Source organism: Tenacibaculum sp. SZ-18 (genome assembly GCF_002813915.1).
Taxonomy (GTDB): Bacteria; Bacteroidota; Bacteroidia; order Flavobacteriales; family Flavobacteriaceae; genus Polaribacter.
The window spans coordinates 3,348,335-3,360,198 of record NZ_CP019335.1 but is presented as its reverse complement, the minus strand read 5'-3'; the positions used below and the strand labels follow the sequence as shown (position 1 = coordinate 3,360,198).

At 31.1% G+C, this 11,864-nt stretch carries 12 protein-coding genes; 6 read left to right on the top strand and 6 right to left on the bottom strand.

Translation table 11 applies throughout. The annotated features are described in order from the left end of the window. Positions 1 to 28: 28 nt before the first annotated feature. The 5 genes from gcvH to BTO06_RS15200 all read left to right on the top strand — a co-directional run bounded on the left by gcvH (position 29) and on the right by BTO06_RS15200 (position 3,017). On the top strand, positions 29 to 409 hold the full coding sequence (gcvH, locus tag BTO06_RS15220; protein WP_100926122.1) for a glycine cleavage system protein GcvH: 381 nt from the start codon (positions 29 to 31) through the stop codon (positions 407 to 409). Further along, entirely contained in the window at positions 399 to 761 is a 363-nt protein-coding gene (locus BTO06_RS15215) for a VanZ family protein (protein WP_157811883.1), read from the top strand. The genes gcvH and BTO06_RS15215 overlap by 11 nt, the downstream gene beginning before the upstream one ends. Positions 762 to 810: 49 nt before the next feature. Further along, positions 811 to 1,536, top strand: coding sequence for an energy transducer TonB (locus BTO06_RS15210; protein WP_100926120.1), 726 nt, complete (start codon positions 811 to 813; stop codon positions 1,534 to 1,536). A gap of 98 nt (positions 1,537 to 1,634) precedes the next feature. Beyond that, a complete protein-coding gene (locus BTO06_RS15205; protein ID WP_100926119.1) occupies positions 1,635 to 2,387 on the top strand; it encodes an energy transducer TonB in 753 nt (250 codons plus the stop codon). A gap of 45 nt (positions 2,388 to 2,432) precedes the next feature. After that, positions 2,433 to 3,017 carry an acyltransferase gene (locus BTO06_RS15200; protein ID WP_100926118.1) on the top strand — a complete coding sequence of 195 codons (585 nt, stop codon included), beginning with the start codon at positions 2,433 to 2,435 and terminating at the stop codon, positions 3,015 to 3,017. Between the two features lie 58 nt (positions 3,018 to 3,075). On the opposite strand, the gene BTO06_RS15195 is transcribed toward BTO06_RS15200, so the two are convergent. The 6 genes from BTO06_RS15195 to BTO06_RS15170 form a co-directional block, all read right to left on the bottom strand. Next, complete coding sequence (locus tag BTO06_RS15195; RefSeq protein WP_100926117.1) at positions 3,076 to 4,464, bottom strand: DUF2029 domain-containing protein; 1,389 nt, start codon at positions 4,462 to 4,464, stop codon at positions 3,076 to 3,078. Continuing rightward, positions 4,464 to 5,954: a cellulose synthase family protein gene (locus BTO06_RS15190; RefSeq protein WP_100926116.1), complete on the bottom strand. Its 1,491-nt coding sequence runs from the start codon at positions 5,952 to 5,954 to the stop codon at positions 4,464 to 4,466. The genes BTO06_RS15195 and BTO06_RS15190 overlap by 1 nt, the downstream gene beginning before the upstream one ends. Next, positions 5,954 to 6,646, bottom strand: coding sequence for a glycosyltransferase family 2 protein (locus BTO06_RS15185; protein WP_100926115.1), 693 nt, complete (start codon positions 6,644 to 6,646; stop codon positions 5,954 to 5,956). Before BTO06_RS15185 ends, BTO06_RS15190 begins: the two co-directional genes overlap by 1 nt. 180 nt (positions 6,647 to 6,826) lie before the next feature. Continuing rightward, complete coding sequence (locus tag BTO06_RS15180; RefSeq protein ID WP_100926114.1) at positions 6,827 to 7,117, bottom strand: hypothetical protein; 291 nt, start codon at positions 7,115 to 7,117, stop codon at positions 6,827 to 6,829. Beyond that, positions 7,107 to 8,711, bottom strand: coding sequence for a 4Fe-4S binding protein (locus BTO06_RS15175; protein ID WP_100926113.1), 1,605 nt, complete (start codon positions 8,709 to 8,711; stop codon positions 7,107 to 7,109). Before BTO06_RS15175 ends, BTO06_RS15180 begins: the two co-directional genes overlap by 11 nt. Positions 8,712 to 8,725: 14 nt before the next feature. Further along, positions 8,726 to 10,069, bottom strand: coding sequence for an NAD(P)/FAD-dependent oxidoreductase (locus BTO06_RS15170; RefSeq protein WP_100926112.1), 1,344 nt, complete (start codon positions 10,067 to 10,069; stop codon positions 8,726 to 8,728). Positions 10,070 to 10,518: 449 nt separating this feature from the next. On the opposite strand from BTO06_RS15170, the gene BTO06_RS15165 reads away from it, so the two are divergent. After that, positions 10,519 to 11,520 carry a glycoside hydrolase family 113 gene (locus BTO06_RS15165; RefSeq protein ID WP_100926111.1) on the top strand — a complete coding sequence of 334 codons (1,002 nt, stop codon included), beginning with the start codon at positions 10,519 to 10,521 and terminating at the stop codon, positions 11,518 to 11,520. Positions 11,521 to 11,864 lie beyond the last annotated feature (344 nt).

Below are 11,864 nucleotides of genomic sequence, written 5' to 3'. Positions count from 1 at the left end.
ATTTTAAAACACATAAAATAAAACTACAATGAATATTCCAGCTGAATTAAAGTATACTAAAGACCACGAATGGGTAAAAGTTGAAGGAGATGTTGCTATTATAGGTATTACTGATTTTGCTCAGAGCGAATTAGGAGATATCGTATACGTAGATGTAGATACATTAGATGAGACAGTTGAAACAGAAGAAGTTTTTGGTTCTGTTGAAGCCGTAAAAACAGTTTCTGATTTATTTATGCCTTTAACAGGAGAAATTATTGAATTTAATGAGAAATTAGAAGACGAGCCAGAATTAGTAAATTCTGATCCCTACGGAGAAGGATGGATGATTAAGGTTAAGATTTCTGATAACGCTCAAGTTGATAGTTTATTAGATGCTGATGCTTACAAAGAAATTATTGCAGAGTAAATTTATTTATTTAGCAATTGTTGTAACTGTAGGAATAGCTGTTTTAAGTTTGATTAAAATTAATGCTCCTGCAGTTAGTTTAAGTTATTCTGATAAAGCATTTCATACATTGGCCTATTTTGTTCTTGGTTTTTTATGGTTGTTAGCAATAAGAAAAAAGGGCACGAAATTTGCAGTGATATTATTAGTGATTTTGTTTGGAATCCTTTTAGAAATTCTACAATCACTATTGACGGATTATAGGACCTTTGAATACTTAGATATGGTAGCAAATAGTTTAGGGGCATTCATATCAGTTTTAGCTTTCACATATATTGAAAAAAAGCAGTCCAAATTGTTAAATAGCTTGTAAAAGTCGAAATAAATTACTTAAATTAGCAAACCTTATAAAAACTATTAGGATGGAAATAAAGAAAAATCCAAAATTTAACCTTGAAAACTACAGTAAACTGTTCATTCAGTTAGGTTTAGTTTTGGCTTTGTTTGTAACATATGTTGCAATTGAGCATAAGACCTATGATAAATCTATTGGTGATCTTGGTGTGGCGGACTTAGGAAATGACATTGATGAAGAGACTTTAGTAATTAATGCACCACCACCACCACCGCCTCCACCCGTAACTCCACCACCACCAACACCAGAAAAAATCGAGGTTGTTGAAGACGATAAGGAAATTGAAGAAACAGTTATTGAATCTACTGAAACTGATGAGTCTGAATCTGTAGAAGTTGAAGAAATCGTTGAGGCAGTAGAGGAAGAAGAAGTAATTGAGGATGTACCTTTTTCAATCATTGAAGATGTACCAGTTTTCCCTGGATGTACAGGATCAAACCAGCAAAAGAAAGATTGTTTAAATAAGAAGATGCGTAAGCACGTTCAGAGGTATTTCGATGCTGAATTAGCAAACGAATTAGGATTGCCATCAGGAAAAAAAAGAATTTTTGTTCAATTTAAAATTGACAAAGATGGTTCGATTACTAGTATTCAAGCAAGAGCTCCACATCCAAGATTAAAGAAAGAGGCTGAGCGAATTGTAAAAAAGTTACCTAAAATGAAACCTGGTAGACAAAGAGGTAAGGCCGTAAGAGTGGGTTATACTTTACCGATTACTTTCAACGTTGAATAGGAAGATACAAATATTTATTAAAAACGACTCTTTTGAGTCGTTTTTTTTTGTGGCATGTTTTTTGGATTTAATTAGTTCTAATTTAAAACTATTACATTATGAAAAAGTTAAAGAAGCATCCCAGAAAACAGCTAGAGAAATACTCTAACATATTTACACAATTAGGTTTAGTTTTAGTTTTGTTTATTGTTTTTGTTACATTAGAACATCAAACAGAAAAGAAATCAGAAGCAATTGCGCGAGATTTTATTATAAACGACGATAATACGTTCACATTATCTGATTATGTAAAGATTCCGAAAATAGTTGAAGTACATAAACCTACCCCTAAACCTAGAGTTATTCCAAAAGTAGTTCCCCTTATTAACTTTAAACCAGTAAAAGAAACATCTAAGATTGAGGTAACGGAACCTGCCATTGTAGTTTCTGATAATACGCCAGTAATCACAACCAAAGTTATACCTGCAGAAAATAAGGAACCAACATTGGTTGGGCCTGTATCAATAAATAACGTACAGAGAGCTCCTATTTTTAAGGGTTGTGAACGATCTTCTGAAATCGAGAACAGAAGGTGTTTTGAAAGTAAAATGAAGCAGTTGGTATTACGAAACTTTAATACGGAGTTAGCCAACGAATTAGGACTAAGAAGCGGAAAAAAGAGAATTATGACTCAGTTTGTTATTGATAAAAATGGATATGTTACAGATATTCAAATAAGGGCCCCACATCCGGAGCTAAAAAAGGAGGCTGGAAGAATCATTGGTAAAATACCTAAATTGACGCCAGGTATGCAAAACGACAAGGCTGTTAAAGTTAAATATACATTGCCAATTAGTTTTATGGTAGAATAAATAGAAAAAACTCAATCATTAGATTGAGTTTTTTAATTTTGTTATATGAGCAAGTTAAAAGAATATTTTTCCCATGAAACAGCGGTTATAGATGAAGGCTGTGTTATTGGGCAAGGAACCAAAATTTGGCACTTCAGTCATGTAATGACTAATTGCAGTATTGGTGAAGGTTGTAATTTAGGTCAGAATGTGGTTGTTTCCCCTTCTGTTGTTCTTGGAAAGAACGTAAAAGTTCAAAATAATGTTTCCATTTATACAGGGGTTATTTGTGAAGATGATGTTTTTTTGGGGCCTTCAATGGTTTTTACGAATGTGATCAATCCGCGAAGCGCTGTCAATAGAAAGAATGAATTTAAACAAACTTTGGTAAAGAAAGGCGCAAGTATTGGTGCAAACGCTACAATTATATGCGGTATTACAATTGGTGAATATGCACTCATTGGTGCTGGAGCTGTTGTAACTAAGGATGTACCTGCTTTTGCATTAGTAGTTGGAAACCCATCAAAACCGATTGGTTGGGTAAGTAAGAATGGACATCGTTTAAATTTTAATGAGAATGGAAGAGCTATTTGTCCGGAAACATCTGAAAAATATATACTTATCGAAGATAGATTAATGTTAGAAAAATAAGAATTTAATGTTAATTTTTTTTGCGTCAGAAGAAATAAGACATATATTTGTCATGTGGTTATAAACCACTTTCTTTTTCTTTTTCATAGCAATTTTTCCCACTCAATCTTTGAGTGGGTTTTTTTAGTTCATAAATTAAGAATCCGTATAGGATACTATATTCTAGAGTTACAAACCATAAATTTTCTTTCCATGTTAAATTTGCATAAGCTTGATAGCTCAAAATAATTATGAATGACCAAATTAAAGGGAATCTATATTCTGTAAATATTGATAATACCACTAGTGTTGCCAAATACCATGGATGCATAGTAGTTGTAGTAAAATAATAGAACGACGATGCTAATAACATAGTGGTTATGATTTCTGTTGTTGTTTTATTTCTTCTAAATAAACTTATTAATAAGATAAAGATAATGGTTAGGATAGGCGTAATTTTACCAATGATTGCTATTTCATTATAACCACGGAAAAGATATCCTATTTCTCTGAAGATATAGTATAAACTTGCATTGAATTCAAATGATCGAAACCATAGTCCAACAGAATTACTGTAATTACTAATTAAAAACTCTGAAATAAAAGGAAGAAATAATATTCCATTCGTACCAATGATAATAACATAAAAAAGTAGAAGTTTAATCCCATTCTCTTTCCATTTTATCTTTCTACCTCTTAATAGAAAACGTTTCAAAAATATGGGAAGAAATAACAATGGGATTAATTTAATACTAATGGAAAATGCAAACATAAATCCAGATAATATCCATTTTCTTTTATGAAAAAGATAGAGTGCTATAATTAAGAAAAATAACATTACTGGTTCGTAATGCAGATTTCCTGTTAACTCTATTATAATAAATGGATTGAGAGCATATAAAAATATGTTATTCGGATTTATATCAAGTTTACGCAATAATTTCGATCCAAAATATATGATTCCAATATCTGCAAAAATAATTTGAAGACGCATTATAATGACAGAGCCTAAAATTGATTTACCAGAAAATAAAGCTGCAATAAAAAAGCATAATTGATTTAATGGAGGATAGTTGGTGTAATGACTTCCATTCATTGGTCCCATTCCCGCATAAAGCTCTTCAGCTTGCTCAATAATTAAAAATTCCTCCTCGATAAATGTTTGTGGAAGGGATATATAAGGATTTAAATTTTCTAAAATCATTCTTCCGTCCCATATAAACCTATAAAAGTCTTGCGATAAGTTAGGCATAGCTAACAAAAAAACTAACCTAAATAAAATAGCAATTGTTGCTAAGTTTTTAAAAGAAAAGTTTAAATTAATGAAAAAAATATATCCAGTAAAAAGAGCTGTCCAAAATAAGATAATTTTTCCAAAAAAAGTTCTTTCAAGATGATAAGCAAATATATAATATAACAAACAAGATATTATTGTAATTGCCGTGAAAGAAGCTTTTTTGATAAACATTATGCTTTGGAAAATATGGATTTAAAGAATACATAACTAAAACCAATACATAACATTAAATGAAAAGGAAATAGTCCAAAATCTCCACCTTGGTCACCAACAATAAAAGCACTATATAAACCAAAAGCAAAGTATAAAGCTAATATACCTTCTATAATAACGTTTAAAGAAGGCTTCTTCTTGATGTATTTATTGTTTTTCCAATTATCTTTGAGCGTTCTAATATTGAATTTTGGTGTACGAACAAATTCACTTTTCTTACCAAAGTGACCTTCTAAAACTGCAATGGTATTGTGTAAAGAGAATCCCATTGCGATGGAGAAAAATGTAAAAAATGCTCCAATATATTTTATAAAACTCTTAATTCCACCGCCAAAGTTTCGCTTAAACATAAACCAATAACAAATGAAGAATATTGCTGTACTTGTTACAAAGAAGCTCATAACGATGAAATATATTCTTAAATGAGTATATTCATTTTTAATATATAACATAGGAATACTCAAAACTCCCATTAAAAATACACAAGTAAACATTGAACTGTTTAAAAGATGTAAAACACTATGAATTTTAGTTTTGAAGTTTACATTCTTACTTGTAATAATTTTGCTCAGCATTTTTTGGAAATTCTCTGCACCACCTTTATTCCACCTGAATTGTTGAGATCTAGCCGCACTAATCACAACAGGTAATTCAGCTGGAGTAACAACATCTTCTAAATATTTAAACTTCCATTTTTTCAATTGAGCACGATAACTCAAATCTAAATCTTCAGTTAAAGTGTCGCCTTCCCAGTTCCCAGCATCAATGATACATTCCTTTCGCCAAATACCCGCAGTACCGTTAAAGTTGATGAAATGTCCCTTGCTGTTTCGTCCAACTTGTTCTAAAGAAAAATGTGCATCTAAAGCAAATGCTTGTACTTTGGTTAAAGTCGAATAATCTCGGTTGATATGGCCCCATCTAGTTTGGACAACACCAATTTCTGGATTTTTAAAATAAATTACTGTTTTTTCTAACCAACATGGTTTTGGTAAAAAGTCGGCATCAAAAATAGCGATGAATTCTCCTTTAGCGATTTTTAAACCTTCTTTTAAAGCTCCTGCTTTAAATCCAATTCTGTTTTCTCGTCGAATGTGTTGAATGTCTAATCCAGTTTCCTGTAATCTTTTTACATGTGCTGCCGTTGTTTCCACAGATTCATCTGTAGAATCATCCAAAACTTGAATTTCTAACTTTTCTCTTGGATATTTTAAGAGAGCAATATTATCTAGAAGTCTCTCCATTACATACAATTCATTAAAAACAGGTAATTGAATCGTTACATATGGAACTTCGTCTTCCTTACTTAAATCAAAGGTCTCAGAATTGTCTGTTTTTTTTCTAGAAGATAAATAGTTAAAAAGTAAATTTAATTGTGCTAAAGCATACATGAAAACTAGCAATAATGAAATGCTGTAAAGACTAATAATAATGTATTCGAGAATCATTATTTAAAACTGTATTTGAAGATCCAAGTTAATATTTTTACGCCCGCTAATATAGTTCCTTTTACGGTTCCTGAAACTTTAGAAACGCCAATTCTGTTTCTATATTTTACAGGTATTTCTGTATAAGTAAATTTTCTTTTAATCGCTTTCAATTGCATCTCTACAGTCCAACCGTAGGTTTTATCTTCCATTTCTAGCGCCAATAACTTATCGAATTTTATAGCTCTAAAAGGACCTAAATCTGTGAACTTTGCTCCAAAAAAGACTTTCATTAAAAAAGTTGCTAACCAATTTCCAAAAACTTGTTGTGGAGTCATAGAACCATTTTCACGAAGTCTTTTAACTCTAGAACCAATGACAAAATCAATATCATCATTAATAATCGGAGCAGTAATTTCATCAAGTTGTTCAGGATAATCAGAATAATCACCATCCAAAAAAACGATGATATCTGGTTTTTTTCCTTGTTTAGTAATGTATTCCATCCCTTTTAAACAAGCATAACCATAACCTCTTCTTTTTTCTTGAAGTACCGTAGCTCCAGCATTTGTTGCATTTAATTCTGTATTATCTGTAGAGTTATTACTAACAACAATAACTTCACTTACACTTTTTGGAATATCATTAATCACTTTGGCAATTGAGTTTTGCTCATTGTATGCCGGAATAATAACTATAATTCTGGGTTCCATGGGCTATTTAAATCGTTCAGATTAATCCTCTTTTAAAAAAGAGGATTAATCTCTTCCCTTTTTTATTTTTTTCGTTTTCAAATTTGGAAGTATTACCAGTTCAGTTAAAACAATAGCCATCCTTTCTATTATTCTTCAATGGGCATTTATGATTAATATTTACTTATTATCATAGAATAGCTACCATTTGTTTTTCAGGCTTTTAACAAAGTATCCTTCCTTACTCTTAGACGTATCTCGGTTGTAAAAGTACCAATATTTATTTCTTAGACCATTGTTATAATGACCTTTCTCTTTATTATTCTCATTTTTATAATTGAAAACCCAATATTTTTCTTTTTTGTCATTTTCCATCCACCCTTCAGACTTTATTTTACCATTATCAAGATAGTTTTTTTGATAAACTTTTTGAGCAAAACAAGAATAGGCTAGAAATAAGAGAATTAAAGTGATTTTTGGTCTATTTTTCATTCATTAATTCTAATAAATCAACATCATTTCCTAATAAAACTTGAGTAGGATTAATTCTACCTTTTTCTGGACCATTTTCAAGTTTTAAAACTCCTCTTGGACAAACAGCAGAACAAACACCACATCCAACGCAGCTCGAACGAACAATGTTTTCTCCTTTTTGAGCATAAGATCGAACATCAATTCCTTGTTCACAATAGGTAGAACAATTTCCACAAGAAATACATTGTCCACCATTAGTTGTAATTCTGAATCTTGATTTGAAACGTTGCACTAAACCCATGTACGCAGCTAATGGACAACCAAAACGACACCAAACACGGTTACCTAAAATTGGATAAAAACCTGTTCCAATAACTCCAGAAAAAATAGATCCGATTAAGAATCCGTATGAACTTTGAATATCATAAGCAGATAACCCAAAAGCAACTTCTTTCCAACTTTCAATTTCTGCAAAATAGGTATATAAAGTCAAGGCAGTCATTAATGTCGCAAACACTAAAACTCCATGAATTAACCAACGTTCAACTTTCCAAGAGAATAGAGATTTACTTGATAATTGACGGTAAGGATCTCCTAAAGTTTCGGCTAATCCACCACATCCACAAACCCAAGAACAGTACCATCTTTTTCCATAGAAGTAAACCATTACAGGAATAATTACCAATGTTAAAATAATTCCCCAAACCAACATGAATATTCCCATATTTCCATTTTCGATTAAACTATTAATATTCCAATCAAAAAAGAAAGAATAGTTTAATGGCCAAGCATTTTTAAAATCAAACCAAGGTTTATTAAAGGCAACTAATATTTCAGGAATTAAAAAAGCAAATGCAATTTGAAAGAACAGAACAACTAATGTTCTAACAATCTGATAGTTGTTATGACGGTATTTTATGAACATACGTACAGCGAAAACTGTCATTACTGCACAATACATAAATCCATATAAGAACCACTGACTTGACTCATTTCCACTTAAACTTTTACTAACGCCATTTACAGATAAAATTGGATTGATTAAGTAGTTAGGGAAGAAATATAGCAACATATAAAATCCTACGAAAAACACGAATGCTACCATTCCAAGAATTCCTCTGTTTGTTGCCGAATGCTGAAAAATCCCATTATTTTTTATTCCAGGAGGTCCTAATAATTGATAGTCTGCACCAAAGAATAGTAAACCACCTAAAATGGCTAATCCGAAGGTAAGGAAGAAGAAGAATCCTTGATTTTGAACTACCCAACCAGTAGCCGAAGCTCTTACTAACGGATACACAAAATCTTTATACGTTTTATTCCATTTTATATGAATAATTTTTTCCCAGGCAATTTCATCTTTACTTTTTTGAAATTCATTTGATTGTTTAGCGATATCAATTATTTTAGATGATAATTGATAAGCAGTCAATTCTTTACCAACAATATCTTGTTTCGCTTTTTCAATAAAAAATTCACTTTTTACTTTTTGTGAAGCCCAATTATTAAATGTTTCTTCGGAAACATTATTCGTTCCGATAAACATACTCGCTGTAAAAATAGCAAACCCAATTAGAGAGAGTACTAAACCTATATTTTTAATCACTTTCATTGTATGCTAATTAATTATGCTTTGCTAAATATGCGTTTCCAACTTTTCTTTTTAGCCTGAATATTAGTTCCATGTGCCTTATTGAATTTTGAAATAATTTCTTGTTCATACTGTTTATAAAACTCAGGATCAAAATTTGCATCAGCTAAATGTTGAAGTACATGAATTACAGATTTCTTTTCGGTTAATACTTTGTCGAAAAACTCATGACGCATCCTAATTCCGAAGGCGTTTATCCCAATAAATTCTTTAGAATCTTTATCAAAGCTTAAGTGAATAGCTTTCTTACCATCTTTATGCTTCCAGAAAAAACGAGCCTCATTTTCTCTTGGCTTTGCCCAAACCCAACCATAAGTTTGGTATTCAATATCAATAAATTTAGCAGAGTTAAACCAATGTCCTGGTCTGTATTCAGTAGGATTTCCACAAATGGTTTGAGCAACAGTTTCGCCCATCATTCTTCCTGTATACCAAACAGCTTCAATTGGTCTTCTTTGTCCGATAGCTTCTCTTTGTTCTGCGCAGTCACCAATTGCGTAAACATCTTTAATATTTGTTTCCAAAGAACGATTTACTAGTACACCACGATTTGATTCAATTTCAGAACTTTTTACAAATTTTATATTTGGGGAAACGCCAGCGGTTAAACCAACGACATTACATTCAATTTCTTCTCCTGTTTCAGCAATTACAATAGATTTAACTTGTCCTTTTTCATCGGATTTAATCTCTTTTAGATTTACTCCCAATCTTAGATCTATATGATTATCAATAATCTCCTGATTTATCATTTCTGATTCTTGATCTGGTAGAACACCGTTCCAGAAACTCTTTTCTCTAACTAAAAATGTAACAGGTATATTTCTACTGTGGAGCATTTCAGCTAATTCAATTCCAATCAAACCGCCGCCAACAATTACAGCTCGTTTACATACTTTATTATTCGGTGCATACTTTTCTAGGCTTTCTAAATCCTGTTTATGATACATGCCCATAACACCATTTAAATCTTGTCCTGACCAGCCAAATTTATTTGGTTTAGAACCGGCAGCAATAATTAATTTATCATAAGAAAAAGATTCACTGTTCTCAAGGTTAAGATTTTTATTTTTAGTATCAATACTAGCAACTCTTGCTTGTTTTAGTTCTATTCTATTTTTACTCCAGAACCAGTCTTCATAAGGTTTTGTATTTTCAAATTTCATATGACCCATGTAAATATACATTAGGGCTGTTCTTGAAAAGAAATGCGAGGTTTCAGAAGAAATAATGGTAATTTTTTTGTCGGACAGTTTACGGATATGGCGGGCAGCTGTTACACCAGAAACTCCGTTACCAATAATGACGATATGTTCCATGTTTTAGAGAATTGCTTTTGCTTGAGTCGATTCATAAGATAAGAATTTACGATTGTTTTAAATTTAGAATAATTTTAAATAATAATAAATACTTAATTTGCTAGAGGAAAGAACAATTACTTAAAGTGTTACATACTACGTGTAATTTTGATGATGGTAAAAATTTTGCAAATAATACTTCCTTAGTAGTGACAATGGATTTTAAGAGCTACTTCTCAAGTAACGACAATATACTCTTAGAATTTTGAAGAGGCTAAACAAAATAATACAGTGTTATAATTAGATGGAGAACATTAATTTACCCATGTTTTAAGTATTGAAATATTCTAGTAAATATTGATTAAGGATATAATTTTCAAAGTTTAGAAGAAACATACAGTATTTCACTAAGAGCATTATTTTAAGACTAGTTTAATAAAAAAAATGATTGTAATCGTTATTTTTAGGGTATGAAGATAAACCTATATTTCTTGGTTGTAGGTGTTACATTTTTCCTTTCTTGTAATAGTCAGAAGGAAAAAATAAACGGATTAAGTTTTGTATCCTCTTCGGAAGCCATCAATGATAAACATGTACAACCCGTTAAAAAGTCATCAGCGAATTATGTTTCACTGATGCCTTTCGGTTTTATAAAAGATGTATCGTCACCAAATATTCGGTACAATTCTAAGTGGCAATGGTTTGGAGAAAAGAAAGAAGGGATTCATCAATATGCATCAGCTTTTAAAAAAGAACAAATAAAGATTATGTTGAAACCTCAAATTTGGGTTTCAAGAGGTGAATTTACTGGTTTCATAGAAATGAAATCCGAAGAAAAATGGAAACAGTTGGAAGAGACATATTCGAAATTCATTTTAGAATATGCGAAAGTGGCTGAAGAGATAAATGCCGAAATCTTTTGTATTGGTACTGAATTAGAAAAGTTTGTAATAAACAGACCTTTATATTGGACAAAATTGATTCGAGAGGTTAAAATGGTGTATTCGGGTAAGTTAACCTATGCGGCAAATTGGGATGAGTTTAAAAGAGTTCCGTTCTGGTCTGAATTGGATTATATAGGAGTAGATGCTTATTTCCCATTAAGTGATAAAAAATCCCCAACTGTGGAAGAGTTTGAAGCTGGATGGAATTCACATAAAACCGTAATTGTCAATTTACAAAAGAAGTTTAATAAACCAATTTTGTTTACAGAATTTGGTTACAGAAGTATACATTATACTGGAAAAGAGCCTTGGAAATCGGATAGAATTGAAGGTGAAGTGGATTTACATGCTCAAAGTAATGCAACCCAAGCAATTTATAATCAGTTTTGGAAAGAGGATTGGTTTGCTGGTGGGTTTTTATGGAAATGGTTTCACAATCATGAAAAGTCAGGTGGAACTAATAATAATAGGTTCACTCCTCAGAATAAACCTGTAGAAAAGTTAATTCAGATATTATATGCGCAATAAAATTAGTTCTACTCATATGTATCGTTTAATTTTCTTCTTGTACTTACAATAAAAAAAGATTTTTATCTACTGAAAATTTGAATGATTATTTTGATTTTCATTCTGATAGAAAATTCTAGATTAAGTCATTGTTTTTAAGGTAAATGATAAACAAAATAACATTTTGGTTTATGTGTGTTATTATCCGATTTCAGTAAGCACAAAATTGCAATATTGTAAAATTAAAGATGTAAATATTAATCCAAATAGTTTAGCTTATTACAGTTTAAAATAGTTGCTGTTGAACAATATTCTTGGTAATAAATTATCCAGCTTCGTGAGAGATTAAAATTATGAAGCTTTGG

Excerpts from the sequence above, each read along its gene's own strand:
- gcvH (WP_100926122.1), top strand. The coding sequence starts at position 29 with ATGAATATTCCAGCTGAATTAAAGTATACTAAAGACCACGAATGGGTA.
- BTO06_RS15210 (WP_100926120.1), top strand. The coding sequence starts at position 811 with ATGGAAATAAAGAAAAATCCAAAATTTAACCTTGAAAACTACAGTAAA.
- BTO06_RS15205 (WP_100926119.1), top strand. The coding sequence starts at position 1,635 with ATGAAAAAGTTAAAGAAGCATCCCAGAAAACAGCTAGAGAAATACTCT.
- BTO06_RS15200 (WP_100926118.1), top strand. The coding sequence starts at position 2,433 with ATGAGCAAGTTAAAAGAATATTTTTCCCATGAAACAGCGGTTATAGAT.
- BTO06_RS15195 (WP_100926117.1), bottom strand. The coding sequence starts at position 4,464 with ATGTTTATCAAAAAAGCTTCTTTCACGGCAATTACAATAATATCTTGT.
- BTO06_RS15190 (WP_100926116.1), bottom strand. The coding sequence starts at position 5,954 with ATGATTCTCGAATACATTATTATTAGTCTTTACAGCATTTCATTATTG.
- BTO06_RS15185 (WP_100926115.1), bottom strand. The coding sequence starts at position 6,646 with ATGGAACCCAGAATTATAGTTATTATTCCGGCATACAATGAGCAAAAC.
- BTO06_RS15180 (WP_100926114.1), bottom strand. The coding sequence starts at position 7,117 with ATGAAAAATAGACCAAAAATCACTTTAATTCTCTTATTTCTAGCCTAT.
- BTO06_RS15175 (WP_100926113.1), bottom strand. The coding sequence starts at position 8,711 with ATGAAAGTGATTAAAAATATAGGTTTAGTACTCTCTCTAATTGGGTTT.
- BTO06_RS15170 (WP_100926112.1), bottom strand. The coding sequence starts at position 10,069 with ATGGAACATATCGTCATTATTGGTAACGGAGTTTCTGGTGTAACAGCT.
- BTO06_RS15165 (WP_100926111.1), top strand. The coding sequence starts at position 10,519 with ATGAAGATAAACCTATATTTCTTGGTTGTAGGTGTTACATTTTTCCTT.